The sequence below is a fragment of the Novosphingobium sp. PC22D genome (assembly GCF_002556635.1).
GTDB lineage: Bacteria > Pseudomonadota > Alphaproteobacteria > Sphingomonadales > Sphingomonadaceae > Novosphingobium.
This window is the reverse complement of record NZ_MWMO01000002.1, coordinates 84,480-111,275: the sequence shown is the minus strand read 5'-3', so window position 1 is coordinate 111,275 and position 26,796 is coordinate 84,480. Positions and strand designations below refer to the sequence as shown.

Sequence of the window (26,796 nt, the reverse complement as noted above, 5' to 3'; positions counted from 1 at the left end):
CACAGGCCCCCGCGAACGGCAACCGGGCAATCGTGCCGACGACGCTCGCAAGCGTTGACAAGCGCGCGGCCAGACCCTATCGGCCCCCACCTACCCGCGGCGCACCAACGCGCCGCCCGTGCCCAGATGGCGGAATTGGTAGACGCACCGTCTTCAGGTGGCGGCGCTCGAAAGGGCGTGGAGGTTCGAGTCCTCTTCTGGGCACCATTTGTTCTTCTCACGTTCTCCCAAATAATCTATAAAACCCGCAGAAATCCTAGGGATTTGGCCCTTGGATCGTTCCGGATCGTCCCGCCTGTTCTCGGGGGTTCCAGACACTTTTGTGGGCCTTTTGAGGCCATTTCGCAAAGGCCCAGATGAAAAGGCCCCCACGTGCCGCTGACAGATACTCGCCTCCGCGCACTCAAGCCCAAGGATAAGCCGTACAAGGTAACCGATGAGCGCGGCCTATATGTTGAGGTCACGCCGACCGGCGGCAAACTTTGGCGATTCCGATACCGGATCGGCGGAGCGCAAAAGAAGCTCTGCATCGGCAGCTATCCCGACATCAGCCTCAAGCAAGCGCGAGACGCGGCCTACGAGGCACGACGAGCTGTTGCTTCTGGGGGCGACCCGGCCTTTGAGAAGCGGAAGCGGAAAATCCGCGCAGAGTTCCTTTCTGCACAGACGTTCGAGGCAGTCGCACGTGAGTATATTGAACAAATAATGGTCCAGAATGGCCGCGCCGATGGCACGATCGTCAAGGCCAATTATTTCCTCGACAAGCTTGCGCCTGCCATCGGGAACCGACCCATCGACGAGATCGAGCCGTTCGAAGTCCTGGCTCCTCTCAAACGACTGGAAGCCACTGGTAAGCACGAGACTGCGAAGAAATGCCGCTCGTTCGCAGGCCGCGTGTTTCGCTACGGTGTTGCTACCACCCGCTGCAAATCCGATCCGACCAGTATGCTGAAGGGCGCTCTCGTAACGCCGAGAGTCACGCATTATGCAGCAATCCTCGAGCCCACCGAGCTAGGCGGGCTGCTGCGCGCAATCGACGACTTCACTGGCTACATGGTGACGAAGTTGGCTTTGCAGATAGCGCCGCATGTGTTCGTACGCCCCGGCGAACTCCGGCACGCCGAATGGCATGAGATCGACCTCGTCGATGGGGTCTGGAAGATCCCTGCCGGTAAAATGAAAGCGCGCCGAGCGCATGCCGTCCCGCTTTCCAAGCAGGTTAGAGGCTATCTCACTGATCTGGCCGAGATGCTCGGCCGCGAAGGATATGTTTTCCCATCTGCGCGCAGCTCCAAGCGTCCCATGAGTGAAAACACGCTCAATGCCGCATTCCGTCGCATGGGATACTCGAAGGAAGAAGTCACCGCGCATGGACTCCGGGCGACAGCATCGACATTCCTCAACGAGTCGGGCCTTTGGAATCCCGATGCGATCGAGCGTGCCCTGGCACATGGCGACAGCAATGTTGTGCGTGGCATCTACCATCGCGGCAAACATTGGGAAGAGCGCGTGCGCATGGCTCAATGGTGGAGCGACTACCTCGATGAGCTCCGGACAGGAGGAAAGGTCATCATGGGAAAGTTTGCGAATGGTTGATCGGAAGAACGAATTTCTTCTCAGCCAGTGCAGGATTGAAGGCTCAGGACCAGCCCTGTCAGGAACACTGACGCGAGCAGGGCGAACTCAATTCTGATGCCCCATACCTTAAGCCACTTCCGCATCGTGCCGAGCCTCAGTTCGTAGAGCTTTGGCAGCTAAGCTGATCGAAGCGCTCAGCAACAGTCTTCCACGTTGCTATGCCTGCCTCGTCCCCTTCGTTGGATAGCCGCTGGATTTGCTGCGCGATATACGCGGTTCCCTTTTTGCCATGGTTCTTTTCGACCCAGAGTGCGACGGCCCACAATTCCTGATCGCGGTTCAGCACCATGGTTCACGCCTCCCGGTCCAGGTTCGCGCCAGGCCTTCGCTGACCAGCTGATCGCCAAGCGAGCGGCCGCCGCGCGTTACAACCCGCAATTTGCGACCGTACTGATCCTCATCTCTGCTCCCGATAGTCCTCAGTTCAAAGGGCCCGTCATTGAGCAATTCGACAAGGCGGTGCGTCGCGCGCATGCCGAGCTGGTATTCATAGTCGCAACGAGGCTCGCTGATCTCGGGAGTGTCGATGTCGGCAATCCGGATCTTCACGCCATCAAGCCACAAAGTATCTCCATCCACGACGCATGTGCGTCGGATGGATCCGCAGATGTTGAATTGTGGGGAGCTTGCTTGCTGGAATAAAGCCTGAGGCTGCTGATCGTCGTTAGCAAGGCTGGCATCATGGACTGGCCAGTTGAGTGCCAGCATCCCTCCAGCAAATACGATCGCGAATGCTCCCAAACCCAACGCGATCTCCTTTCTCAGCTTCCGGCGCTTCTGTGTCTTCAACGCCTTGCGAAAGTCGAACGGCTCACCGGGGGTCTCATTCACTGGCGTTGTCCGTCTTCATTCCGGCACATGATTTCAGACAATAGCCGGAAATCAGGTAGTTTCGTCAATTGTACGTACCAATTGCTTGCCAACGTCCCAACACAGACCGGACATATTGCGGCGTTTCACCATTGTTGGGAATGCCGCGTGATCGGGAGACGGCACCTGGGCCAGCATTGTAAGCAGCCAAGGCCAGGTGGACCGCGTCGAACCGGTCCAACATATCGCGAAGGTACCTGGCGCCACCGTCGATCGATGCAAGAGGGTCATGACGGTTCCGGACGCCCAGTTCTCTCGCCGTGGCCGGCATAAGCTGAGCCAGCCCGGCAGCACCGGCCGGACTCACAGCCATCGGATTGAAGCGGGACTCAGCCCAGATAAGAGCACGAAGCAGGTTGGTCGGAAGCCCGTAACGGCGTTCAGCCTCGGCTATCGCCGCCATATACAAGCCTTCCCGGTAGGATACGTTTGCTGGCTCGGCCTGGTAGATTGCAGGAAGATATTCCCTTGCCGGCTGCTGGTCCGCCTTCGGCGGAACGATCGCGTGCTCGAACAAGGTGAAATCCTGGGCGCGAACTTGCTGTGAGGAGGTCGCGATCATCCCCAGACAGGCGACCGCTAGCGCGGTCAGACAATTGAGGCAGGTCATCTCGACTTGTGCTCCATTGATTCGAATCGAAAGAGAACATAAAAAGAACATGTGCCTGTAGGAAAGCCGCGAATGCCTGCCTTTGGGAGAGGAGAGGAACGCTGATGAGGGGGCCATTTTGCATGCTGAGGAGCTCGCATGTCCCTGTCAGTCCAAACTCATCCCAACCGGTCGCTTGCCGAGACCGCCCGTCGTATCTGCGAAGCGCGAGGGGGCAAATGGTCCGGCACAAAGGGCATGGCTTGTTGCCCCGCGCATGATGACCGCACGCCGTCCCTTGGTGTGACGCTCGGCCAAAAGGCCATCCTCTTCCACTGTTTCGCGGGATGCGATCAGCAGAGCGTGCTGGCTGCTTTGGCGCGTGAAGGTTTCGAAGCACCGGCGCTTTTTTCAGCTTCTGCGACCACCAACGAACCCGAATCGACCAGCACCCGCAAACCCTCGGCGGCAGCGCTGAGGATCTGGCGCGATGCGCAGCCACTGCGTGCCAGTCCGGCAAAGGCATATCTTGAGAGCCGCGGCATCCTCGCCGTATCGCCGGCGCTCCGCTTCCACCCACGAACGCCGCTTGGTCCGAAGGGACGCACTCGCTTTTTGCCCGCCATGATTGCGGCAGTCAGCCTCGACGAGGGGCCGATCGCCATCCATCGCACATTCCTTTCGGGCGACGCCAAGGCCGACTTCGAAAAACCGAAGCGCGCGCTCGGCGCGCTCGATGAAGCTGCTGCCCGTCTCTTCGCTCCGGTTTCCGGCAAGCTCGGCCTTGCTGAGGGAATCGAGAGCGCGATGTCGGCCTATGCTCTCACCGGTATTCCCGTCTGGGCGACCCTGGGCAATGAGCGCTTCGGCCTCGTCAGCGTGCCCGAGAGTGTGGCCGAGCTTCATCTCTTCGTCGATCATGATGCTGGCGGCGAGCTGGCCGCGTCGCGTGGCCTGGCCGCTTATGCCCGCGATGGGCGAACGATCCACGTTCGCAAACCCTCATCACACGACACCGACTGGAACGATGAACTGACAGCATGGCTGCGCCGCAAAGCGGCGCGGTAGAGGAGAGAGAGCTTCTCGAATTCCTGATCCGGCAGAGGGCGTGTCCCAATGCCCCCATCAGGAGGACGAATTGCCATGTTTCAATCAGACCTGTTTCCAGCTGGCGAGCAGTTGTCGTCAGTGCCATTGGCCTACGCCATCGGCACCAGGATTGCCGAGCTTCTTGCTTCGGGACGTCATCTTGCCCGTGCGGACATTTCCGGCTTGTTTGCCCAAGAGACTGGCGTCTTAGACTGGGGAAGCGCCTGGACGATCGACGACTACAACAACGCGGTCGAGATCGGCGCGCTGCTCTGGCTTCGAGAGTCCTCACGGATCGATCTGGCGACGAATGTACACGAAGCCGAAGCGCGGTTCGACTGGCTCGAAGCAGCCTTGCCGCCGCGGCACGTTCGCAGCGAAGCACAGGTCGAGCTCCAGCAGTTCTCGACCCCGCCAATGCTGGCCTGGCTGATGGCGAAGGCCGCAGCTGTCTCGGCGCAAGACACGCTCCTCGAACCGTCCGCAGGCAATGGTGCCCTTGCTCTCTGGAGTTGCCTCCAGAACGCTTCGCTGCTCCTCAACGAGATCGATCCGGCAAGACGAGACGGTCTGGCCCACGTCTTCCCTTCGGCCACCATCGCTGCGCATGACGGGGAACTTATCGCCGACCTGCTTCGCGGCCCTGTTCCGTCTGCCGTGCTGATGAACCCGCCGTTCGCTCACAGCCTGGAACGCGGCAAGGACGGCGGCACGGCGCAGCGCCACCTGCGCAGCGCGATCCGGGCCGCTGCCGATGGGGCGAGGATTGTCGCCATCATGCCCGAAGGCTTCGATGCTTCCACCTTCGCCGAGGCACAGGACGAAGCGTCGCTTCTCCTCGATGTGCGGCTGCAGCAGATGTTTCGCCGAACTGGGACAGGTATCGCCGTTCGCCTGGTCGTGTTCGACAAGACGCCGACTGCGCCTGCGTCAGCGATCACCGGAGATACCGCCGACCTGATCGGACTCCACGAGCTTATCACTGCGCTTCGGCCCCGCGCGCAGACATCAGGCAACATTCATCGTCTGCCAGTCGGCAAACCTATGCGCCTTGTGGGCAAGGCTTCGACCCAACGCACGCCGGTCCGGCCGGTGGCGCCGTTCGCAGCGACACCAGAAGCCACAACAAATACAATCGATCTTGCCTATTCGGTCCTCGCCGACCCCGCACCGGTGCCTGAACAGGCAGGCATCTACCTGCCTTACCGGCCCAGCCGCATCGCGTTCGAGGATGCGCCGGTCCATCCTACCCCGCTCGTGGAATCGGTCGCCATGGGTTCGGTCACGGCACCGCAGCCCGAAGTGCGGCCGCTTCTCCCTGCAGGCTGGCAAGCCGATGGCCTTTTATCCGAGGCTCAGTGCGAGACACTGGTCTACGCTGCCCAGGCATTTGCGCGCGATCTTCCGGGCCTGTTCAAGGTCAGCCAGGAAGGTACCGCGCTCCAACTGTCCGAAGACGGGCACGCATACCGCCAAGGCTTCTTCCTTGGCGACGGAACCGGAGCGGGCAAGGGACGACAGATCGCCGCGGTCATCATGGACCGCTGGCTCGCAGGTGAGCGCCGCCATATCTGGATCACCAAGAACGAGGCGCTGCTCGAAGATGCGCGCCGCGATTGGGAAGCGCTTGGCGGGCTGCCGCTCGATCTCCAGCCACTCTCACGCTGGAAACTTGGCCACCCTGCAACGATGTCCGAAGGCATTCTCTTCGTCACCTATCCGACGCTGCGCTCGTGCCGCGCCGAGGATACGCGGCTCGACCAGATCCTTGCCTGGGCGGGCGAGGATTACGATGGCGTGATCGCTTTCGACGAAGCCCACGCCATGGCCAATGCGCTCGGGGGCTCTTCAATCCGCGGCAAGGTCAAGGGCTCCGAACAAGGAATGGCGGGCCTCAGGCTGCAGAACCATCTCCCGCGCGCCCGCGTGCTCTACGCGTCTGCCACTGGCGCTTCGGATATCGCCAACCTCGGTTACACCTCACGGCTTGGTCTCTGGGGACCCGAGACCGCTTTTCCGACCCACGAGGCGTTCATGACCGAGATCCGCGCTGGCGGCGTCGCGGCGATGGAGCTTGTCGCCCGCGACCTAAAGGCTCAGGGTCTCTATCTCGCCCGTGCGCTGTCCTTCGCCGGGATAGAGTACGAGATCCTCGAACACAGCCTGACCGACGCGCAGGTGAAAATCTATGATGCCTATGCCGAGGCCTGGGCAATCATTCACCGCAACCTCGAAGCTGCACTCGAAGCAACCCGCGTGGTCGACGAGGACAGCGGCGATACACTCAATCGCAACGCCAAGGCTGCGGCGCTCTCAATCTTCGAAGGTACCAAGCAGCGCTTCTTTGCCCAGCTCCTGCTCTCGATGAAATTGCCTAGCCTGATCCCTGCAATGGAAGCGGCGCTTGGCGAGGATCATTCGGTTGTCGTGCAGCTGGTCTCGACCGCAGAGGCCATGCTCGACCGGCGCCTTGCCGACCTTACCGTGGAAGAACGCGAAGCGCTCGATATCGATCTCTCACCGCGTGAATATGTCATCGACTACCTCACGAAGAGCTTCCCGGTACGATTGATGCAGGTCTTCGCCGACGAGGACGGCAATCTTCGCTCCGAGGCGATGAGCGACGGAGAGGGCAATCCCGTTTTCTGCCCGCGCGCCATTGCTGCGCGCGATGCGCTGATCGAACAGCTTTGCGCACTGCCGCCCATCGCCACTGCGCTCGATGCGATTATTGAACATTTCGGAACCGACGCCGTGGCCGAAGTCACGGGCCGGACCCGCAGGCTTGTCCTGGGCCGCGATGGTGAGCAGCGCCTCGAACGGCGTAGCCCCAGCGCCAATGTTGCCGAAGCCCAAAGCTTCATGGAAGGGACCAAGCGCATCCTGGTCTTCTCGGATGCGGGCGGCACCGGGCGTTCCTATCATGCCGACTTGGGCGCCAGGAACCAGCAGCGCCGGGTTCACTTCCTGCTTGAACCGGGATGGCGCGCCGACAACGCCATCCAGGGTCTTGGTCGCACGAACCGCACCAATCAGGCCTCGGCCCCGCTGTTCCGCCCGGTCACCACAGATGTGAAGGGCGAGCGCCGGTTCATCTCGACTATTGCGCGAAGGCTCGACGCTTTGGGCGCGCTTACGCGCGGCCAGCGCCAGACGGGCGGACAGAACCTGTTCGACCCGGCAGACAATCTCGAAAGCGATTACGCGCGCGATGCGCTCAGCCGCTGGTTCCAGCTGCTCTATGACGGCAAGCTCGAGGCCACGAGCTTCAGTAACTTTGTCGAGCGCACCGGCCTCCGGCTCGAAAACCCCGATGGCGGGCTGACCGACAATCTCCCCACGATCCAGCGCTGGCTCAACCGCATCCTCGCCCTGCCGATCGCGCTCCAGAACGGAATCTTCGACGAATATCTCGGGTTGGTAGAGGCGCGGATCGAAGCCGCACGCGAAGCCGGAACGCTCGACCAGGGACTGGAAACCGTCAGGGTCGATCGCTTCACGGTCCTTGCCGACGAACTTCTCCGCACGGACCCCGTGACCGGAGCCGAGACCCGCCTCGTCTCGCTCGAAGTAACGAGGCACCTTCGGCCTCTACGCTTGCAGCGCCTCGTACGCATGCACGAGATCGGCGGCCCGCGCGCGATCCCGATGCGCAATGCGCGCTCTGGCATGGTCGCACTGTCGGTTCCGGCCCGACGCCTCATTGCTGACGACGGGGCCGTGATCGAACGCCGCCGCCTGCTGCGCCCGCTCAAGTCCGCGAACTGGACACTTGAGGCACTCGGTGAGAGCCACTGGGAAGAAATTGGCGTCACCGCGTTCACGAGCGCTTGGCGGGCCGAGGAAGAGGAAGCGGCCAAGTCGCCGGTGACCGAGCGCGTCCATCTCGCCACCGGGCTGCTACTGCCAGTGTGGAAGCGCCTGTCTGGCGATCATGTCCGCGTCACTCGGCTCGTTGCCGAGGACGGCCAGTCGATCATTGGGCGTGAAGTGCTCGATATCGATCTCGCCGCAATCGCCGAGACCTTTGGCCTCTCCAGAGTTACCGCTCCGGCGCCGGACCAGATCGGCGACCTAGTCCTGGCCAGCGGCAAACCGCTGGGCCTTGCCAGCCACGATCCACTCACGGTGAAACGCTCGCTGGTCGGCGGCGAACAGCGCCTTGAACTGACCGGGTTCTCGCCCGATCGGCTCGACTGGTACAAGAACAAGGGCTGCTTCACCGAGATCATCCGCTACCGCACGCGGCTGTTCGTGCCGGTGTCGAGAGCCTCGTCGGTCCTCCCCGCGCTTGCCGCCTGATCCTTAGGGCAGACCCCAATCTCAGAATGAGAGTGGAGGGAGCCCTTTGGGCTTGTGGGCCTCGTGATCCTCACCTGCGCCTTCCTTCCATCAGGAGAACACCCATGATCCAGTCGATTCCCTTGAAGAAGCTCGTCCCGAGCCCGCGCAACGTTCGCAAGTCGAACGACGTGCTGGCCGACCTCCAGCTGCGGGCAGACATTGCTGCGCGCGGTCTGCTGCAGAACCTCGTCGTGCGCAAAGGAAAGCGCGGCAAGTTCGAGGTCGAGGCCGGCGGTCGCCGCCTCGCCGCGCTGCAGGCGCTGGCCGAAGAGGGCACCTTGCCGGAGAACCAAGAGGTTACCTGCCTCGTCATCGAAGGCGAGGAAAGCGAAGTGCGCGAAGCCAGCCTTGCCGAGAACTTCCAGCGTCTCGCGATGAACCCGGCCGACGAGGCGCAGGCTTTCGCGGCGATCATCGAGGCAGGCGCTACCGCCGAAGACGTGGCACGCCGCTTCGGCCTCACCGTCCGTTTCGTCGAAGGGCGCCTGCGTTTGGCAAGTCTTGCACCCTGTGTCTTCGAAGCGCTCGCCGAAGGCACGATCACGCTCGACATGGCCAAGGCCTATGGCGCGATTTCGGACGTCGAGCGCCAGGCGCATGTCTATGCCGAGCTGCAGGACGCCTGGTACCAGATCACGCCCGACACGATCCGCCGCATGGTGCTTGATGCCACGGTGCGTGGTTCCGATCCGCGAGCTGTGCTCGTCGGACGCGATACCTATCTCGACGCAGGTGGCCGGATCGAGCGCGAACTGTTCGACGACGATGCCAGCGAGAGCTGGATCGATGTCGCGCTGCTCGAAGACCTCGCGCACAAGACCATGGAAGAATCCGCAGAAAAGGTCGCGCTTGAATATGGCCTTGCCTGGGTGCGCGCGACGCTTGGCACCTATGTCAGCCATGACCTTGTCGAAGGTCTGAGCCGTCTGCCCTGCGAGCCTGCACCAATGACCGAACAGGAAGTGCAGGAGCTCGGCGAGCTCGAGGCCGACTATGACCGCGTCGCCGCTGTGCTAGAAGATGAAGACAGCGACGAAGATGAGGTCGCTAAGGCCGAGAAGGAACTGGTGGTGATCGACCGCGCCATGCGCGCGCTCAATGATCGTCCCCCCGTGCTTGCCGACGAGCTGAAATCGGGGGCAGGTGCCTTCCTCGTCCTCTCGCGCAATGGCGAGCCAACACTGGTCCCGCAGTACTACACCCAGACCGAGGTCATCACCGACGAAGGCGTGGTCGAACCCATTGAAGAGAGTGGTGCGGCGAAGCCCAAGGGAAGCTCATTGTCGCAGCGCCTACTCGACGAGCTCGCGATGCAACGCCGCGATATCCTGGCGATCCATCTCGCCAACGATCCGGCACTGGCGCTCGACTTTATGGTCTTCACGCTTGCCGATGCCGATGGGCACGATTGGCGCGCGAAGAAAGCGTCTACGCTTGTCGGCTCTGTCGCGACCGGCCCCGCCGCCGGGTTCGAGGCCAAGGATGCACCGGCGAGCGCTGCCTTGGCCGAGTTTGCCGGGTCGCTCGATGAAAGCTGGCGTGCTGGGACAAGCGAGGTCGAGCGGTTCGCCAACTTCCAGGCGCTTTCCGACGAGGCGCGCTCGGCCTGGCTTGGTCATGTCGTCTCGCGCACACTCATTGCCAGTCTTGCCTGCGAACGCGAGCGTTCGGTGCCACTGCACGAGATCCTCGGGTCGCTGCTCGAGATCGAGACGGCGCATTGGTGGCGGCCAACGGCGGCGAACTACTTCGACCGAGTGGCTAAGGCCCGCACGCTCGAGGCGCTCGATGCCGCCGGAGGTCCCGAACTGGTCAGTCGGTACGCTGCTTCGAAGAAGGCTGAGCTTTCGAGCGCTGCCGAACGCATCTTCTCGGGCAACTTCATTGGCGAGCCCGAGGTCAAGGAACGGGCGCAGGCTTGGGTTCCGCCGATCATGCGTTTCGCCGGTTCTGAAGGAGCCGAACTGGCGGATCACGGAGGCGACGAGGCGGTCAACGCCGAAGCAACTGGCGAAATTGCCGAGCAGGCTGCCTGACCCCTCCTGACAGGTCCAGATCACTCGGCGGGCGGTCCGTCCCAATCGGGACGGGCCGCCTTTTCCGTGTCAAATTGTGGGCCGCAAGCCGACTGTCCGATGTTAGCGGCGTGAGCGCACAAGGCTGCCATTCAGCTAATGACCCAACCGAAATTCGACGGGCTCGCCGACCACGGCTTAATAAAACCAGGGCGCTATCGCCATGATCACGGCGCCTGAGACGATTGCAGCTGCAACCCAGCGAATGTCGGCACTCGCGCGGCTGCGATCCGAAGGCGATGAAGCCGGCGGCGTTCTGTCTTGCTCCAACCGGCGGATCGCTGTCCGGATCAGGCGCGGCGCATCATCTCCGATCTTGAGCAATTCCCAGGCGACGCCCTGTAGAACGGGAGCCCAGTGCTCGGGCGACAACCGCGCTTGCGCGATTCGAAACGAAGAGCGTCGCATGGCATGCGTCAGGTCGAAATCCGGTTCAATTTTCGACAACACGCCGTCCATCGTGATCAGCGCCTTGAAGATCAGGAGAAGATCGGGTGGTAACGTCATGCGCTCGTCGCGCATCAGCCCCAGAAAGTCGGTTACCATGGCGCCCAGAACCAATCGACCGCTGCCATGGCGCGCGATCAGCCGTTCGGATGCGGAGAGCACGCGGTCGGCCGGAACGTCGTCGCCCACTGACCACCGCGTCAGCACGTCGGCGAGCTGCGCGGGGCTGCCAGTGCTGAGCGCCTGCACGAAGCTGACGAATTCCTCTCTCCTGCGCGGAGATACATAACCAACCATGCCCAGGTCCAGCAGAGCTATATGGTTGCCCGGCAGGCAGAGAAGGTTCCCCGGGTGCGGATCGCCGTGGAACCGGCCGTTCACCAATATCATGTCGAGCACCATGTCGGCGCCCAGCGCTGCTACTCTGGTCGGATCGAGCCCTGCAGCGACCAGAGCCTGCGCATTGCTCGGCGGCACACCGTTTATGTAATCCATGACGAGCAACGTCTCGGACGTCCATTCCCAGTGGATTTCGGGCACAACGACGCTCGGCTCGTTCGCGAAATCCGTCCGCAGACGATCAGCATTGCGCGCTTCATTCGTGAAGTCGAGTTCCTCGACCATCGCGTCCGCAAGCTGCCGCATCATCCGGCTCGGTCCGAAGCGCTTGGCTTCGGTGCTGCCGCGTTCCGCAAGGGTCGCAATATGCGCAAGGAGCCGGATATCAGCCTCCACCCTCGGACGAATGCCGGGCCGGCGGATTTTGATCACCACCGCGCGCCCGTCGTGCAGCGTCGCACGATGGACCTGCGCCATGGAGGCCGCCGCCAGCGGTTCTGTATCGAATTCCGCAAAGGTGCATTCGGGCGCCTCACCAAGCGCCTCCTCGACAATCGGTCGCAACTCCTCGAAGGGAAGCGTCGGCGCCTTGCTATGCAATTGCTCGAGTTCGGCGATCCATTCCGGAGATAGAAGATCGGCGCGTGTCGCCAGGATCTGGCCGAGCTTCACGAAGGTTGGCCCAAGCTCTTCCATGGCAAGGCGGGTGCGCCGAGGCAGGCTATGTGACGACCCGTCGCCGGCATCGTCGCTGCCCGTCCGGTCCAGTCCTATCCGCGCCAGCAGAAGGCCGAGTCCATAGCGGGAAGTGACGCTGAATATTTCCTCCAGGCGCTTCCGGTCCCGGCGTGCGATACGAAGGGTCTTCAACATGGCTTAGCATATGGGCACGCTGCAGCTTCTGTTCCACAGCTAACTTGCTTGGGTGATCGCGCCCAATTGTCCAAGCGGAGAAAATCTGGCGTAGCTTATCCCACGTGGGGGTTGCGTTGCGGCCATGTTGTCCGCTGCACTGAAAGGCTATTTAAGGTCCAGCGACGTCGGCTTTCCACGCTAATTTTCGGGCGTCATCAATACGATATTGACTTCCCGAGTTCGACCGTCAGCACGCCTGCACTCGATGACAAATCATGGGCCGTTAGCTGCCAGTCTGAAATGGAGCGACTCCAGGCGATAGCCGACGGTCCGCTTCGCGTCCCGCTAACATCGCGCTCGCCTCATCATTAGCGAGGACGTTGTCAGTTTCCGGCATTCCAGCCCGCGTTTTGCCTCCTCTACCTCAAGCGGCACATGCTAGGCTGCCCTCGCTGTCTGCGCTGCCCGCCAATTCAGCCAGAACCCGGCTGCAAGGGCGGCGGCCGTGAGTATTTGCGCAATCACCGTTTCCCTCGTCGGGATCAGGCCAAGCATGTCGACGTGTGGAACGGCGAGGAACGGGGTGACATCGATGATCCCGCCTTCCTGCAGTCCCCCGATGCCCTTCCCGGCGAGCACCACGGCGAGGATCGCAATGAGGATCGAGCTGTAGGTGAAGAACGTCGAGATCGGCAGCTGCCGGCTGTAGCGCAGCATGGCGACCGCAATGATGGCCAGAAGAACGGTCGCCGCCACCGCGCCGCCGGCAACGGCGCCGCCGTTTCCGTCTGTCCAGAGCGCGGTGTAGAAGAGGATGGTCTCAAACACCTCGCGATAGACCACGACGAACGTCAGGCCGAACAGGAACCACAATGACCGCTGGGATAGGGCGGCGCTCATGCGTTCGGCAATGTAGCGCTGCCATGCACCCGCCTGTGCCTTGCCGTGCATCCAGATGCCCACCGAGAGGAGGACAATGGCCGCGAACAGGGAGCCGAACCCTTCCGTGAGCTCCCGGCTCGCCCCGCTGATGCTGATCAGGTAGGTCGCTGCGAGCCAGGTGGCGGCGCCCGCCAAGAGAGCAGCGATCCACCCGCCATGAACGTAGCGCATGGCGTCCTGCCGCTCGGCCTTCCTGAGGAAGGCCATCATGGCGATGACGATGAGCAAGGCCTCGAGACCTTCGCGAAGCAAAACCGTGAAGGCCCCGATGAAGGACGACGCCGAACTGGCGTTTTCCGGCGCCATTTCCGTCTCGGCGTCGTCTAGCAGCCGCAGGACTTCGTCCACCTGCTGACGCACATTGCTCACCGGCTGCTGATCGTCGATCCTCGAGCGCAGCTCGGCCATTGCGGCTTCGATCGAGCGCATCAGTGCCCCGTTGCGCGCGGTCAGGATCGGCTCCACCGGCTCGAAGCCGTCGAGATACGCGGCGAGGGCGAGATCCTCGGCGCTGGAGAAATGACCCACTTCGTATGCAGCCAAGGTCTCTTGCAGCCGGTCCCGCGCAATACCGAGTGAGCGTTCCGCGCCGCTGCCAAGGACTTGCGGCTTTCCGCGAAGGAATGCCGTGAGGGCAGTGCCCTCAGCCGAACCGAGGCTTTGCTCGAGTTGCGCTGTTGTGAGGCTGACGAGCGCTCGCATGTCAGGCACGGCCGCTTGCGCCCGAGGGTTGGCCCAGACCTGCTGGCCACGGGCGGCGAGTTGCTCGGGGTAGGCATACCGCCCCACGTGGAAGGCCAAAGCCCAGCGGTCCTCCACCGGAAGATGGGCAAAGGACTCCATGGCGGTGCCCTCAAGCCCCTGTTCGATCACCTGGTAGAGCGCGAACACGCTCCGCTCTCGCGCCCGCGCCCGATCTGTAAAGTCGATCGGCGGCGGGTCCATGCCTGCCGACTCCAGCCCGCGGCCGTTCCCGCTTGCACCATGGCAACTCGAGCAGTGCTCCGCATAAAGGGCCGCGCCCCGGGCGAGATCTGGCGCCCCGGGAGGGGCAAGGGGCACCGGATAAGCTGCGAGGAGATCGCGCCCGAGCGCGCGTGCCGAGATGGCCACCTGAAGTGGAGGCGCTTTGGCGGCGATGATGTCCTGTAGTGTCTCGGCCTCGCTGACGAGCGACGCACGTGCTGTCGTGGGCGGGAGTTGCGCCAGCCGCTGCCGCACACTGGCCGAGAACTCGACCATCTCGACATACTCGGCCTCGTTGATGACACGGCCCTGCGCAACGGCTCCGGAGTAATCGACCGCGATGTAGTCGAGCAGCCGCCAGATGGTTTGCGCAGGGGCGGTCTGTGCATGGGCCGGCGAGACTGCGGCAAACGCAAGCAGAACCATCAGGAACGCCTGGCGCAGGAAGCTCGCCGGCTTCATCGCGGCTCGCTCAGCTCCTTGCGAGCATCGCCGATGATCTCCCAGGCCGAATGGAGGAACACGACCGCGATCGCGGCCGCAACGAGGAGGTCCGGCCAGGCGCTTTCGAGCCAGAACACCAGCCCGGCCGCGATGATCACGGCCACGTTGTTGATCGCGTCATTGCGCGAGAACAGCCAGATCGCCCGCGCCTGTGCGTCGCCGCCTTCACGAAACTTCGCGAGGACCAGCGCCGCTGTGACGTTCACGGCCAGAGCCGCGATGCCGATGCCCCCCATCAGTTCGGCTTCCGGCGGCACCGCGTTCATCGCCCGCCACACGGCCATGCCAAGCACCCACACGCCGAGTAGCGCCAGGAAGATGCCCTGGGTGAGCGCGACCTTGGCCCGGGTCCTTTCAGCCCACGAGAGCGCGAGCAGACCGACGAAGGTGATCGAGCCGTCGCCGAGGAAGTCGAGGGAATCTGCCTTCAGCGCCTGACTGTCGGCGAGGAAGCCGCCGACCAGCTCGATCAGGCCGAAGCCCACATTGAGGATGACGACGATCCATAGCGCCCGGCGATAGGCCGGATCTTTCGCTGCTTTCTGCGTGTCGCCATGACAGCCGCAGCCGGATTCCTGGTTCGAATCACTCATGCGGGAGCCTATAGAACCTCCAGTCACTGGAGGATCAAGGGCGAGGCGATGGCGAGGCTGATGATTGGGGACCTGGCACGGCGGACGGGGACCAAGATCAACACGATCCGTTTCTACGAAGAGATTGCGCTGATGCCTCGGGCAACCCGGACCGATTCTGGCCGCCGCACCTATGATGAAGACGATGTCCGGCGGCTCGGCTTCATTCGCAATGGGCGGGAGCTCGGCTTCTCGACCGACGAGCTGCGGTCCCTGATCTCACTATCCGAGCAACCGGAGAGGGACTGCGGCGCCGCTGCTGCGATCGCTCGAAACCACCTCGCCGACGTCGACGCGCGGATTGCAAGGCTCCTCCGACTGCGGGAGGAGCTGCAGCAAGTCGCGACCACCTGCGAGGGGGGCCGAATGGCCGATTGCCGTGTTATCGATGGGATCGCTGATGGTGGCGTCTCTTGAGCTCGCCGCGGGTTCAGGAGAACGGGCGAGTATGATCGTTCTGCTGCGACTGGGCGCAGACCTGCCTCAACGGGACGACCACTTACCCACAGCAGACACTCACAGCTTTCGTTGTCGGCTGCTTCTGAACCGCGCGATTTAGCGACCGAATGTCGCACTTTAAGGCGCATAACGGTCATCATTGAACGAGAGGAGAGGGAGCTTTGCTCTTCCTGAGCCGGGACATTTTCGCCCCGGTCATCAGGAGAACTCCCATGACCAAGTCCCGCCGCATTGCTTCGACATCGCCAGCCCAGCGAATTACCGCCGCAATTATCGAGAAACTCGAGCACGGCACAAAGCCCTGGGTCAAGCCATGGCGCGGTGTGCCCGTCTCGCGGCCGTTGCGCTCTTGCGGGACGCCCTATCGCGGCATGAACACCTTCTGGTTGTGGATGGTGGCCGATGGCTGTGGCTACGCCTCGCCCTACTGGATGACGTACCGTCAGTGTCAGCAGCTCGGCGGACAGGTCCGCAAGGGTGAGAAATCGACCATCGCGATCTTCTACAAGAGCTACACCAAGGAGGTCGAGAACGCCGAAGGCGAGGCCGAGACCGAGAACCGGCGCGTGCTCAAGGCCTATGCCGTGTTCAACGCCGACCAGTGCGATGGCCTCCCCGAGTTCTATCATCCCAAGCCGCTGGTTGCCGCGCTGGAGCCCGAAGGGCGCGAAGAGCGGCTTGATGTCTTCTTTGCCCAAGTGGGCGCCAACCTGCGCCATCATGGTGCGCAGGCCTATTACGAACCGCTGCCCGACCGCGTCACCATGCCGCCAGCCGAACTCTTCGAAGCCTACGACCACTACTACGCGACACTCGCGCACGAGCTGTCGCACTGGACGGGGCATTCCTCGCGGCTCGACCGCGATCTCAAGAACCGCTTCGGCAGCGAGGCCTATGCTGCCGAGGAGTTGATCGCCGAACTGTCCTCGGCTATTCTCGGCGCTGAACTGGGGCTTCCGGTCACCCACCTCGACCATCACGCCAGCTACATCGCGTCCTGGCTCAAGATCCTCAAATCGGACGAGCGCGCGATCCTCACCGCCGCGGCCAAGGCCGAAGAAGCGGCCAGCCTGCTGCTCGGACTGGGCGGATACCAATCAAGCGAAAGCGAGGCCGACATCGATCTCGCTGATGCAGCCTAAGGAGCAGTGAGATGGGACGTTCCGTCAGCTATCCGATCGGCTCCGTGGTTGCCTTTCGCCTGCTCGATGACGGCGAAGACGCAGATGTCGACTGGGCCTACGAGTGCCTCGTCGATGAGATCATCGATACCGCGAAGGCGGCCTTTCCTTCGTTCGAGCGCTTCGATGGATGGCGCGGCCGCGAGAACCGCATCCTCCTGCGAAACGCCTTCGCCGATTGCGGCATATCGACCTATTGCGGGCTCGCCGCGATCTGGCTCGCCGAGCGCGACGATTCCCAGTACTGGGAGGCGGATTTCTACATCCCAAGAACGGCAAGGGCACGGCACTGGCTCGCCCAGGTGTCAGGAAGGTTCATCGACCTGTTCGGCGAGCTGCGCATGGTCGGTCGGTTCTCGAATGGCGAAGCGATCTTCGAGCGCTCCCGATCCGCTTGCGCCATCGGTTCCTGATCTTGCCTCATCCCTGCCCGCCGGGAGAGGCCCTTGGGCCGGTCGGGGCGCGTCGCAACCTGCGGCCCGTCGGCCCGTGTTGCCCGCGCCAGCCTAGGGCCGCAGGTTTCCCGCTACGCGGTGCGTCTCGCCCCTTTCCCCGGCCCTGATCGGGCTCCGGCGGACAGGGCCGAGGCAACGGTGCCTCCTCTCCTTGTCCCAGCGATCAGGAGACACCCCATGTACGACAGCTTCATCGACCAGCTGAGCGGCCTTGACCTTTCAGGCCTCAGCATCAGGCCGGCCCCATTTAACGAAACCGACTTTCCCTGCGAGGACGCGATCGAGCAGACGCTTGGCGCCGTATGGTCCGACCTCTTCGCGATGTTTTCCGACACGGCCCTGGAAGCTGATGCCGAGGACATTGCCTGGGGCGTGGTCAATCTCTTCCACCGCGCAGCCAGCCGCAAGTCGGCTCAACTTGATCGGGCCAGCGACGAGATCCGGGTCCTCCTCGCATCTGCCGATGGGTCCGAGGTACATTCGAGCAATCTGGAAGAGCAGGTCGAGCGCGCGCAGGCCGCCGAGGCCAGCATGCTGGCCTTCGAGCAGATGCGGGAGGCTGCCGCAGCACTTTACCGTGACGAGACCGGTTCCTCGTGGAAGCCTGTTTCTGGCTCGCGTACGAGCCATTCGCGCCACCTTACCTCGGCTGTGATCGATGCCCGCGATTTCCTCCGCGCACGCGCCGAGAACCGTCGTCATGCCCTCATCCCGGACGGAATTCCAATCGTCTTCGCCGGTGGTCGCCAGAGCTTCGAGAGCGCAGAGGACGCGCGCACCTATGCGGACAACATCTGGGCGACGCTGGACAAGGTTCGCGATGTGGTTCCCGATCTCTTCCTGGTCCATGGTGGTGACGGCAAGGGTGCCGATCGCCTCGCCGCGAGCTGGGCCGAGCGCCGCGAAGTCCAGCAGCTGACCTATTCGCTTGATCGTCGACTTGGTGCCCGCGCCGGGTTCAAGCGCAACGAGCAGATGCTTTCGCTCAATCCGCGTTACGTCGTCGCCTTTCCGGGCAATGGCGTCACCGAACGACTGGTGATCGATGCCAAGACGCGCCGGATCACCGTGGTTGATCGTCGCGGCCCCTTGGGCACCTCTCCCGGGTCCTGAGGGGGCCTTTACAGTCTGCAACTGCATTGCCCGGATGTGCATTCGGCGCAGACCCGACTATGGACCGGTCATGCAACTTGACGATCTGCTGCAGCGCTACTTTGCCACCACCGACCTCTCCGGGGTTTCTCCCGACACCTTTGCAGCCGGCATCGAGTATTGCCGGGTCGATCTCGGCCTTGAGGAGGACCGGGGCAAGCGCTTTGCGCTGTGGTCGTTCCTGCACATGTTCGGGTCCGCCCCCGATCTCGATGTGGCGTTCGAGAACGAGGAGGATCGGGAAGCAGCCCGCAACTTCATGGATCTCCTGGCAGCATCGGAGGGTGATGGGGCAGGCTGATTGCATCAGGGTCTTGGCACCTTCAGACCCACACCCGACACCCATCCGGCTTTCTTCGCGAACAGTCCTGAATCAGGTCAGCTGAGGACAGCAACCCGTTCCTTTCCGGCCGTGTGGTCGCGCTTCGCGCGCCTGCCCGCACCACCCGTCATGAACAGGTTTCCCTTGGAGCTTCGCTCCCGCGGTGCAGTCCTCCCATGCCCTGCTTCTTCTGGATGTTCGCAAGCCGGAGATGGTCTCCGGTTTGAGGAACCGAAGGACTTACACCATGACCAATATCGCAATCCTCACCGGCCGCATCGCTCGCGATCCCGACACCCGCGAGACCAAGGGCGGCACCAATGTCACCGGGATTACCGTCGTCACCGATCGCCCCGCACGCGACAAGGATGGCAAGACCTACAAGGACGAGAACGGCTACACCGCCAAGGAAAGCGAGTTCCACCGGGTGACCTGCTTCAACGGCCTCGCCAAGACCGTCGGCCAGTATTGCTCCAAGGGCCAGCTGGTCAGCGTCCAGGGCCGCATCCACTACACCCAGTGGGAGGACAAGGACGGGGTCACGCGTTACGGCACCGAGATCCTCGCCGACAAGATCGACTTCCTCTCCCGCGGTAACGGCCAAGGAGACGACACCGGCGACGACAACGACAACACCGACGCTCCCGATATCGACTGACATCGATCCCGGCCGTGCCCCCTACGAAGAGGCTCTGCCGCAAGCGGCAGGGCCTCTTCTTCTGTGGTTACTGGGTTCCCGGCGCAGCATTCGAAGCACGGGTTGCACCGCGCCCCGTCAGTTTCTCGATCGCGGCATCCTCGCCGAGTTTCCCGAGTTCTTCGGCAACCTTCCTCAGGCCCTTCTTCGAGAAGCTTTCGAGGCCGCTTCCCAGGATGATTTCGCCGAGTTCTCTGGCCGCTTGTACTTCGAGCTCGCGTTGTTTGGCGTCGAGCGCCTCGCGGTCTGCTTCGAGCTTTTGTAGAGCTGCAATCGCGCTCCTGTTTCGGGGCATGTTACCTGTCCTTTTGTCCCCCTCGGATTTGCTCCCTGGTTGTCTCCATGCCTGCGTCATCGGGGTGTAGGAAAGGCAATTCGCACGCAGCAGGCGTTCGATATTGGGGCGGAGGTGGTGGGTTCTTGCTCACGGTTCTCCCAGCATGATGGCCTTGCGCCTCCCGCCTCAAGGACGGCGGGGCCCCACCATTTTGTTCGCCACCGGATTGCATCCGGCAGCGAACAAAATCGTTACCCCCACCGCCGCTATCGCGGTCGCCCATTCGGGCGATCCCTGACCCGGGATGCACAAGACCATCGCGCGCACCTCCTGTCGTCTCACGACAGAAATCAGGAGGATTATCATGGCTTATTCGATGCATTGCGCCGTTGCGTCCCGGAGCTATTTCGAGGCTCTGGAAACAGCCGAGAAGAGAGCGCTACACAGCTTCTTCGATCAGCACGTTATCGAGGATCACGAACTCGGGTACTTTGCCCTCGACGAGGGTGACTACAACATCTTGCCAGCACATCTCGCAGCGCGGGTGGTCCACACGGTCCACGGCGGCATGCTCGACGAGTTTTGAGACTACCGACAGGGCGGGAACCGGGAACGGTTCCTGCCCTTTTTTCTTGTTCGCCGGGTAGTCCAATCAAGCACAAAACCCGGTTCGGTCGGTTGCTCTGACGGCTGCCCACCGCACTGCGGCGGCACCCGATAAGTGGAGCGGGCCTGTGGACGCACTCTGTCCCGCGCAACTTGCGATGCGCTCCTGAGGGTGCGGCGTAATTTGTTCTTGGGCCCCGCGCGCACTTGCGAACCGGCACCGGGTCGGGCGGCGGGAAGCTAGGGCATGCGACATGCCCCGCTTGCCTTGCTTCCCACGCGCCCTTGGCCGCTGCCTCTTTCGCAGGTGCTGTCTTTGGCTGGAGGCGTCGAAATGCTCTCGATCTGCACCCGAAGAGGTGCCAGGCCTGGTTGCTCGCGCTCCAACATGGAGATCGGGAAAGGTCGTCCTTGATCAATCCCCCTTATTGCCTGGACCTCCTCGCGCACCTGGGAACAAAGGAGCACACCCTACCCCGCGATTTCGGGATTTATCTTTCTGTTATTGCTAAAGAATGTGGTTTTGGGCGAAATCAACCCGTCTGCGAGTTGAGCGGCTTTGCGCTGATCCGCTGACAACTCACATCCATCTATCACTCTGAAATATAGCCTGAATCTTTCGATTGACTGCGAGTTGTTCACGATTTATTCTCATCAGCACCTTCCGCGAGGTGAGCCAGGTTCCGTCGGCCCGACAAGGAACCTGTTTCATGACCCGACAAGATCGGCTTCAGACATTCGTATCTCTCTCCGTTGGTAACTGGGTTCGCCAGTGTGCCGCGGACCATGGCGTCAGTGTCAGCGTCTTTATTCGTGACCTCATTGTTGCAGCGTGGCAGCGCGATAACGAGGCGAAAGAACGCCCCGCAGGGCTCGATCCCGCGCGCCAGGCAATCTTCATTTCGGTGGCGCTCGATGCGCTTCTGGCTAGCCATCCTGATGCGAGTTTGCGCGACCGTACTCACGAAGCGTACCGGCGACGCCTCGAGCGTCTTGGCCTCCCCGTCAACGCGAACATGGGAGGCCAATCCCATGAAGCATAATCTCCTGAACTTCACCCGCGGGAGCCAGCTGCTCGGCCACTTCGGTTTTATGTTTGCAGCGGGCCTGAAGGGGCCTTTGATTGTCACCGGCCTGGTCGCGGTCGGCACCTGCTATTGGGAAGTGCGGTCGGCTCTGAGCGATCACCAGATCTACCTGGTCTGGATGCATATCTACGCCAGTCTCTATGCCTTCATGGAGTTCGATCCGGCCAAACTGGTCAACCTTGAATTGCTTGACGGCGAAAGGGTCGGCCTCCCCTTTTCTATCGTTCGCGAGTTCCCGCCGATGCGCGAGGCGGTCGAGGCGTTTCTTACGGCAGTGAAGCACGGCTTGCTGGTCTCGGCGGTACTGTTGATCCCGGCCTTCGTGTTCTTCTGGTGGTTCGCCGAGCGCTTTGGCGGGCGGTCGAAGGAGCGCAAGCACGAGCGCGGCGCAATGCTTGTTTCGCTCGACGAACTCGAAGAAGAAATCGAGCGTCACAACAAGGCATTCCGGGCCGAGGAACTGGGACACAAGTTCGGCTGGAAGTGGCGGCTTGCGAGCTCGTCGGCGCTCGCCGAAGCGGGCCACTACCAACCCGCACATCTTGCCGGTGTAAGCTGGCCGTGGCGGCTCGAACAGAGCCACGCCATGCTTATTGGCACAACCGGAACCGGCAAGACCGTGGCGCTTACCGAACTCGTTGCCGAAGCGCGTGAACGCGGCCAGCGCGCGGTCATTTTCGACCTGACAGGGGCCTTTATCGAAGCCTTCTATGATCCCGCGCGCGACATCATTCTCAATCCTGTCGATGTGCGGTGTCCGCTGTGGAGCGTGTTCAACGACTGCACGACGGAAGCTGAGTTTCATGCCGCTGCCGAAGCACTAGTGCCCCATGACGGGGGTGGTTCAGAACAGTTCTGGGTGCTCGCGGCGCGCATGCTGTTCGTTGAGATGTGCCTCCATCTTGCCCGTACCGGCACTGCGACCAACGAGGCTTTGGCGCGGCAGCTGATGACCGCAGATCTGTCCGAAGTGCATAAGCTGATGCGCGGTACCATGGCCGATCCGCTGACCGCTCCGGAGGCGGCCCGCATGGCGGAATCGATCCGCGCGGTGTTCAATGCGAATGCGAAAGTGCTCAAGCTTTTGCCCTCATCCGGACCGCGCTTTTCGGTCCGCGACTGGGTCAAAGGCGACTGCCAGGCGGGCTCGATCCTGTTCCTTTCTGCCCGCTATGTCGACATGAGTATCTCTTCTCAGTTGCTGACGCTGTGGCTCGACACGGCGATGAATACGCTGATGACGCTCGAGCGCACGCAGGACCTGCGGATGTGGTTTCTGATCGACGAACTCGGCGCCCTTCACCGACTACCGGCGCTTGAAAAGGGGCTGCAAACCGCACGCAATTTTGGCGGTGCGATCGTCACCGGGGTGCATGCGTTCGCCAAGCTCAAGGAAGTCTATGGCGAGAACATGGCCATGACACTGTCCTCGCTTGCGCGCACCAAGCTCATCCTGGCGACAGCCGATCGCGAAACGGCGACCTGGTGCTCCGATTTCATCGGCCACCGGCAGGTGCGCGACATGGAAGAAGGCTACAGCTACGGGTACAACAATGCGCGCGACGCAGTCAGCCTGACGCCGAGGCGGCAGATCGAGCCGCTGCTCCTGCCCGACCAGTTCATGAACCTTCCGAGGTTGTCAGCCTACATCAAGTTTCCCGACGGATTTCCCGCTGCGCCGGTCTCGCTCATTCCGCGCACACGTGGTCGTATTGCCGAGGGATTCATCGCCCGCGAGAAACCGCTCATAAGGCCTGGCCAGGGTCCTGCGGCAACGACGCCCCAAGCCAAGCCGGGTTCGAAACCGAATGACGAGCATCCCGCTTCGAACGATGACGGTGCCGGTAAGCCTGTCGATTTAAGGCAGCTCAAACTCGACCTGGAGGGGCAGCGCCGTATCGCCGATGAACCGCAAGATCGACAGGAGCCTGTGCCGCTTGAAAGGCGGAACGCAGGGCGCGCTGCTGGTGATCTCGGTGCCGAAACCCGGTCCGTTACGCATCTGGATGCAGGTCCAACGCTACCTCTCGCCGCAGTGCAAACCGGTGAGGATGCACCAGCAATGGGCGCGGAACAGCATCTGTCCGAACCAGGAACCGCCAGTGATGACGCAGGTGAAAAGGATGGTTCGAAGCCTCAAGCCCGTTCGGCTGCAAACGGGCGCCAGCCTCTCACACCGGTCGAAAAAGACCTACGCGAAGGCGCGGTCGCAGATCCTCCCGAAAAGGATTTCGGCGAGTTCGAGCCCGACATGTGAAGACGAAATGGGGAGGGGTTTACCGGCCGCGAGGGGAGCCGTGACGAGGACCAGGCAGAATGCTTTCCGTCGCCAATGTGCGCTCCCCTTCCGCCGCCGCGAGCTATTTCGCGGCAGACAATTACTACACCGGCGCTGATGCCGATCGTTCCGGAACCTGGGTCGGGAAGGGAGCGGAACGACTTGGCTTTGAGGGCCGCGTAAACGCCGAGCAGTTCGATGCCTTGCTGCGGGGAGAACTGCCCGGCGGCATCCAGGTTGGCAATGCGGGCCAGGCCCACAGGCCGGGAACCGACCTCACATTCTCACTCCCGAAAAGCTGGTCGCTGCTCGCGCTGGTGGGCGGCGACCAGCGGATTATCGATGCCTATCGCGAGGCCGTCATCGAGACCTTGCGCTGGGCAGAAAAGAACGCGGCGCAGACCCGGATGGGCAGTCAGGCTGGCTACGGGAAGGTCGCGACAGATAATCTGACGATTGGTCTTTTCCAGCACGACACCAACCGCAACCAGGAGCCGAACCTGCATTTTCACGCGGTCGTGGCGAATGTCACGCAAGGCATCGACGGGAAGTGGCGCGCGCTTCGCAATGACAAGCTTTGGTCGTTCAACACCCTGCTCAACTCGATGACCATGGCGCGCTTTCGTCTGGCGGTGGAGAAAATGGGCTACGAGGCGGGGCCGGTTGGAAAGCATGGCAATTTCGAAGCAGCGGGCATCGCCCGCGAGCAGGTCATGGCTTTTTCCACGCGGCGCGAAGAAGTCCTCGACGCGGTACGCCAGCTGGGTGAGAACACCCCGAAAACCCGTGACATTGCTGTGCTCGCTACAAGGAAAAGCAAGGCGCCCGTCAGGGACCGGGAAGGCCTTCTCGATGCATGGCAGCAGAGAGCCCAGGAAGTCGGGATTGACCTTGCCGGTTTGATCGATGCGTCGCAGATGCGTGCTGCAACGAAGGACATTCCCAGCGCGAATAAGGGCAGCCTTCTGCAGCGCGGAATTGCGAAGCTGAGAGAGTTCGCGCAGCGGATCAAGGGCGATCCGACTGATCCACTGATCCCTGCCCATGTCCTCAAGCAGGATGCACCGACCATCGCGGCCGCGCAGGCTGTTGCTTCCGCGGTGCGTCATCTCTCGCAGCGCGAGGCAGCCTTTCCCCGTGAGGGATTGCTGAAAGCGGCGCTCGATTTTGGGCTACCGACGACGGTGGATCACGTCGAAACCCGTGTGAACGCATTGGTCAGAAGCGGCGCACTTGAGCCCGGCAAAGGCGAACACAAAGGCTGGTTGGCGAGCCGCGAGGCGCTTGACCTTGAAAGCACCATTCTCGCGAACGTCGACCAGGGACGAGGTGCGGTGTTGCCCATCCTGAATCGGCCGGACGCCGCAGAACGGGTTCAGGCAGTTGCTGCGATCAACCACGGAATTTCGCTCAACGAAGGGCAGAGGAATGCGGCGAGTCTTGTGCTCTCATCGCGTGACCGGATCGTAGCGATCCAGGGCATAGCCGGGGCGGGCAAAAGCAGCGTGATGAAGCCGGTCGCCCAGCTGCTCCGAGAGGAAGGCAAGCAGGTGCTGGGGCTCGCGGTGCAGAACACGCTCGTCCAGATGCTCGAGCGCGACACCGGCATCCGTTCGATGACCATTGCCCGCTTTCTCGCCCAATGGGGCAGGCTTCTGCACGAGCCGGGAAATGCTACGTTGCTGAGCGAGGCTCGGAGTGCGCTCGGAGACCATGTCCTGGTGCTCGACGAGGCGTCGATGGTGTCGAACGAGGACAAGGCCAAGCTGGTACGGCTGGCTAACCTTGCCGAAGTCCATCGTCTGGTTCTCGTCGGTGACAAGCGACAGCTAGGCGCCGTCGATGCGGGTAAACCCTTCGACCTCGTCCAGCAGGCCGGGATCGAGCGCGCCAACATGGATGTGAATTTGCGCGGCCGCGATCCCATCCTGCGGCGAGCCCAGGCCGCCGCGCAGGAGGGACGCATCGACGATGCGCTCCGGGCTCTTGCTCCTTCAACCATCGAGGCACGCGGCGACAGTGCGATTGTTGCTGCCGAAAAGTGGCTTTCGCTCAGCCCGGCGGATCGGGATCGGACGTCGATCTACGCGTCGGGACGGGCTTTACGGTCTGCGGTTAACGAGGCTGTCCAGCGCGGACTCAAGGCCAACGGCGAGCTCGGCCCACGATCGGGCCGGCTGACCATTCATTCTCGGGTGAATGTGACGCACGAAGAGTTGCGATACCTTCGCACATACCAACGGGGCATGGTTCTCAATTTCCGCTCGCGCGACAGCACCCAGAAACTCTCCAAAGGCGACTACACCGTCAAAACCATCGACCAAGCGCGCAAGCAGCTCGTGCTTGAGGACAGGAAGGGGCGTCTGCGCAATTTCAATCCTGCGCGTTTGCGGCCGGGCGCAGACGATAGCCGGCTGTCGCTCTTCGACCGCAAATCGATATCCATCATCGAGGGTGACAAGATCCGTTGGACCGACAACGACCATAAGCGCGGGCTGTTCAACGCCGACCAGGCGAGGATCGTGGCCATCGACACAAAGGGCGTCTTGGTGGAGACATCAGCGGGCAAGGAGCTCCGCCTGAGCCGCGGCGACCCCATGCTCAAACGCATGGACCTCGCCTATGCCCTCAATGCGCATATGGCGCAGGGACTGACCTCTGATCGCGGGATCGCGGTGATGGACAGCCGCGAACGCAATCTCGCCAATCGGCAGACCTTCCTGGTCACGGTCACCCGGCTTCGCGACGGCCTTACGCTGATTGCAGATAATGCCGAGAAACTCGGCCGGGCTATCAAGTCCAACAGCGGCGAGAAAGCATCGGCACTCGAAGTAACGCAAAGGCTCAAGGCGGCAGCGGCCAAGGGCCTATCACAAGACAAGGATGTTGGCAGCGCTTCGCCTGCAAGTGACAAGCCCGAACTCATGAAGGAAAGGGTAAAGCCTTTTGAAATCGGCATTTGATCACCGACAGCCTGGACGATTTCCGCGT

At 62.3% G+C, this 26,796-nt stretch carries 21 protein-coding genes and 1 tRNA gene; 15 read left to right on the top strand and 7 right to left on the bottom strand.

The window, feature by feature from the left end:
- Nucleotides 1–120 precede the first annotated feature (120 nt).
- Both B2G71_RS04190 and B2G71_RS04185 read left to right on the top strand, forming a co-directional pair.
- A tRNA-Leu gene (locus tag B2G71_RS04190) sits at nt 121–207 on the top strand.
- Between the two features lie 165 nt (nt 208–372).
- A complete protein-coding gene (locus B2G71_RS04185; protein ID WP_098104486.1) occupies nt 373–1,596 on the top strand; it encodes an integrase arm-type DNA-binding domain-containing protein in 1,224 nt (407 codons plus the stop codon).
- Between the two features lie 136 nt (nt 1,597–1,732).
- Here B2G71_RS04185 and B2G71_RS04180 read toward each other — a convergent pair whose 3' ends face one another.
- The 3 genes from B2G71_RS04180 to B2G71_RS04170 form a co-directional block, all read right to left on the bottom strand.
- Nucleotides 1,733–1,927 (bottom strand): hypothetical protein, encoded by a 195-nt coding sequence (locus B2G71_RS04180; protein ID WP_082924421.1) that lies wholly within the window; start codon nt 1,925–1,927, stop codon nt 1,733–1,735.
- Nucleotides 1,918–2,469 carry a thermonuclease family protein gene (locus B2G71_RS24450; protein ID WP_229660292.1) on the bottom strand — a complete coding sequence of 184 codons (552 nt, stop codon included), beginning with the start codon at nt 2,467–2,469 and terminating at the stop codon, nt 1,918–1,920. Before B2G71_RS24450 ends, B2G71_RS04180 begins: the two co-directional genes overlap by 10 nt.
- A 64-nt stretch (nt 2,470–2,533) precedes the next feature.
- Nucleotides 2,534–3,118 carry a lytic transglycosylase domain-containing protein gene (locus B2G71_RS04170; protein WP_066764967.1) on the bottom strand — a complete coding sequence of 195 codons (585 nt, stop codon included), beginning with the start codon at nt 3,116–3,118 and terminating at the stop codon, nt 2,534–2,536.
- A 138-nt stretch (nt 3,119–3,256) separates the two neighbouring features.
- Between B2G71_RS04170 and B2G71_RS04165 the strand changes: the two genes are divergently transcribed.
- From B2G71_RS04165 to B2G71_RS04155, 3 genes are all read left to right on the top strand, one after another.
- Complete coding sequence (locus B2G71_RS04165; RefSeq protein ID WP_141521488.1) at nt 3,257–4,165, top strand: toprim domain-containing protein; 909 nt, start codon at nt 3,257–3,259, stop codon at nt 4,163–4,165.
- Between the two features lie 75 nt (nt 4,166–4,240).
- Entirely contained in the window at nt 4,241–8,488 is a 4,248-nt protein-coding gene (locus tag B2G71_RS04160; protein ID WP_066764969.1) for a strawberry notch family protein, read from the top strand.
- 104 nt (nt 8,489–8,592) lie between these two features.
- Nucleotides 8,593–10,566: a ParB/RepB/Spo0J family partition protein gene (locus B2G71_RS04155; protein WP_066764970.1), complete on the top strand. Its 1,974-nt coding sequence runs from the start codon at nt 8,593–8,595 to the stop codon at nt 10,564–10,566.
- A gap of 177 nt (nt 10,567–10,743) precedes the next feature.
- Here B2G71_RS04155 and B2G71_RS04150 read toward each other — a convergent pair whose 3' ends face one another.
- The 3 genes from B2G71_RS04150 to B2G71_RS04140 all read right to left on the bottom strand — a co-directional run bounded on the left by B2G71_RS04150 (nt 10,744) and on the right by B2G71_RS04140 (nt 15,251).
- Entirely contained in the window at nt 10,744–12,264 is a 1,521-nt protein-coding gene (locus tag B2G71_RS04150) for an AarF/UbiB family protein (RefSeq protein ID WP_066764971.1), read from the bottom strand.
- 420 nt (nt 12,265–12,684) lie between these two features.
- The gene (locus B2G71_RS04145) at nt 12,685–14,616 is read right to left on the bottom strand and encodes a cytochrome c/FTR1 family iron permease (protein ID WP_066764973.1); all 1,932 of its coding nucleotides are present in this window, start codon (nt 14,614–14,616) and stop codon (nt 12,685–12,687) included.
- The gene (locus tag B2G71_RS04140) at nt 14,613–15,251 is read right to left on the bottom strand and encodes a cation transporter (protein ID WP_066764976.1); all 639 of its coding nucleotides are present in this window, start codon (nt 15,249–15,251) and stop codon (nt 14,613–14,615) included. Before B2G71_RS04140 ends, B2G71_RS04145 begins: the two co-directional genes overlap by 4 nt.
- A gap of 48 nt (nt 15,252–15,299) precedes the next feature.
- Between B2G71_RS04140 and B2G71_RS04135 the strand changes: the two genes are divergently transcribed.
- The 6 genes from B2G71_RS04135 (at nt 15,300) to B2G71_RS04110 (ending at nt 19,517) form a co-directional block, all read left to right on the top strand.
- A complete protein-coding gene (locus tag B2G71_RS04135; protein ID WP_066764977.1) occupies nt 15,300–15,707 on the top strand; it encodes a helix-turn-helix domain-containing protein in 408 nt (135 codons plus the stop codon).
- 254 nt (nt 15,708–15,961) lie between these two features.
- Entirely contained in the window at nt 15,962–16,891 is a 930-nt protein-coding gene (locus tag B2G71_RS04130) for a zincin-like metallopeptidase domain-containing protein (RefSeq protein WP_066764979.1), read from the top strand.
- A gap of 11 nt (nt 16,892–16,902) precedes the next feature.
- Nucleotides 16,903–17,343, top strand: a complete 441-nt coding sequence (locus tag B2G71_RS04125; RefSeq protein WP_098104485.1) for a hypothetical protein — start codon at nt 16,903–16,905, stop codon at nt 17,341–17,343.
- 219 nt (nt 17,344–17,562) lie between these two features.
- Nucleotides 17,563–18,498: a DUF2493 domain-containing protein gene (locus B2G71_RS04120; protein WP_098104484.1), complete on the top strand. Its 936-nt coding sequence runs from the start codon at nt 17,563–17,565 to the stop codon at nt 18,496–18,498.
- 70 nt (nt 18,499–18,568) lie between these two features.
- On the top strand, nt 18,569–18,838 hold the full coding sequence (locus B2G71_RS04115) for a hypothetical protein (RefSeq protein ID WP_066764986.1): 270 nt from the start codon (nt 18,569–18,571) through the stop codon (nt 18,836–18,838).
- Between the two features lie 268 nt (nt 18,839–19,106).
- Nucleotides 19,107–19,517: a single-stranded DNA-binding protein gene (locus B2G71_RS04110; protein ID WP_066764988.1), complete on the top strand. Its 411-nt coding sequence runs from the start codon at nt 19,107–19,109 to the stop codon at nt 19,515–19,517.
- A gap of 67 nt (nt 19,518–19,584) precedes the next feature.
- Here the strand turns inward: B2G71_RS04110 and B2G71_RS04105 are convergent, their stop codons facing one another.
- Entirely contained in the window at nt 19,585–19,851 is a 267-nt protein-coding gene (locus B2G71_RS04105) for a DUF6437 family protein (RefSeq protein WP_098104483.1), read from the bottom strand.
- A 346-nt stretch (nt 19,852–20,197) separates the two neighbouring features.
- On the opposite strand from B2G71_RS04105, the gene B2G71_RS04100 reads away from it, so the two are divergent.
- The 4 genes from B2G71_RS04100 (at nt 20,198) to mobF (ending at nt 26,768) form a co-directional block, all read left to right on the top strand.
- Complete coding sequence (locus B2G71_RS04100) at nt 20,198–20,419, top strand: hypothetical protein (protein ID WP_098104926.1); 222 nt, start codon at nt 20,198–20,200, stop codon at nt 20,417–20,419.
- A 730-nt stretch (nt 20,420–21,149) separates the two neighbouring features.
- Nucleotides 21,150–21,482 carry a hypothetical protein gene (locus B2G71_RS04095; RefSeq protein WP_098104482.1) on the top strand — a complete coding sequence of 111 codons (333 nt, stop codon included), beginning with the start codon at nt 21,150–21,152 and terminating at the stop codon, nt 21,480–21,482.
- Entirely contained in the window at nt 21,472–23,784 is a 2,313-nt protein-coding gene (locus B2G71_RS04090) for a type IV secretion system DNA-binding domain-containing protein (protein WP_098104481.1), read from the top strand. The genes B2G71_RS04095 and B2G71_RS04090 overlap by 11 nt, the downstream gene beginning before the upstream one ends.
- A 59-nt stretch (nt 23,785–23,843) precedes the next feature.
- Nucleotides 23,844–26,768, top strand: coding sequence for a MobF family relaxase (mobF, locus tag B2G71_RS04085; RefSeq protein ID WP_098104480.1), 2,925 nt, complete (start codon nt 23,844–23,846; stop codon nt 26,766–26,768).
- Nucleotides 26,769–26,796 lie beyond the last annotated feature (28 nt).

Coding starts and splice junctions, on each gene's coding strand:
- B2G71_RS04180 (WP_082924421.1), bottom strand. CDS start 1,927: ATGGTGCTGAACCGCGATCAGGAATTGTGGGCCGTCGCACTCTGGGTC.
- B2G71_RS04170 (WP_066764967.1), bottom strand. CDS start 3,118: ATGACCTGCCTCAATTGTCTGACCGCGCTAGCGGTCGCCTGTCTGGGG.
- B2G71_RS04165 (WP_141521488.1), top strand. CDS start 3,257: ATGTCCCTGTCAGTCCAAACTCATCCCAACCGGTCGCTTGCCGAGACC.
- B2G71_RS04160 (WP_066764969.1), top strand. CDS start 4,241: ATGTTTCAATCAGACCTGTTTCCAGCTGGCGAGCAGTTGTCGTCAGTG.
- B2G71_RS04155 (WP_066764970.1), top strand. CDS start 8,593: ATGATCCAGTCGATTCCCTTGAAGAAGCTCGTCCCGAGCCCGCGCAAC.
- B2G71_RS04150 (WP_066764971.1), bottom strand. CDS start 12,264: ATGTTGAAGACCCTTCGTATCGCACGCCGGGACCGGAAGCGCCTGGAG.
- B2G71_RS04145 (WP_066764973.1), bottom strand. CDS start 14,616: ATGAAGCCGGCGAGCTTCCTGCGCCAGGCGTTCCTGATGGTTCTGCTT.
- B2G71_RS04140 (WP_066764976.1), bottom strand. CDS start 15,251: ATGAGTGATTCGAACCAGGAATCCGGCTGCGGCTGTCATGGCGACACG.
- B2G71_RS04135 (WP_066764977.1), top strand. CDS start 15,300: ATGGCGAGGCTGATGATTGGGGACCTGGCACGGCGGACGGGGACCAAG.
- B2G71_RS04130 (WP_066764979.1), top strand. CDS start 15,962: ATGACCAAGTCCCGCCGCATTGCTTCGACATCGCCAGCCCAGCGAATT.
- B2G71_RS04125 (WP_098104485.1), top strand. CDS start 16,903: ATGGGACGTTCCGTCAGCTATCCGATCGGCTCCGTGGTTGCCTTTCGC.
- B2G71_RS04120 (WP_098104484.1), top strand. CDS start 17,563: ATGTACGACAGCTTCATCGACCAGCTGAGCGGCCTTGACCTTTCAGGC.
- B2G71_RS04115 (WP_066764986.1), top strand. CDS start 18,569: ATGCAACTTGACGATCTGCTGCAGCGCTACTTTGCCACCACCGACCTC.
- B2G71_RS04110 (WP_066764988.1), top strand. CDS start 19,107: ATGACCAATATCGCAATCCTCACCGGCCGCATCGCTCGCGATCCCGAC.
- B2G71_RS04105 (WP_098104483.1), bottom strand. CDS start 19,851: ATGCCCCGAAACAGGAGCGCGATTGCAGCTCTACAAAAGCTCGAAGCA.
- B2G71_RS04100 (WP_098104926.1), top strand. CDS start 20,198: ATGGCTTATTCGATGCATTGCGCCGTTGCGTCCCGGAGCTATTTCGAG.
- B2G71_RS04095 (WP_098104482.1), top strand. CDS start 21,150: ATGACCCGACAAGATCGGCTTCAGACATTCGTATCTCTCTCCGTTGGT.
- B2G71_RS04090 (WP_098104481.1), top strand. CDS start 21,472: ATGAAGCATAATCTCCTGAACTTCACCCGCGGGAGCCAGCTGCTCGGC.
- mobF (WP_098104480.1), top strand. CDS start 23,844: ATGCTTTCCGTCGCCAATGTGCGCTCCCCTTCCGCCGCCGCGAGCTAT.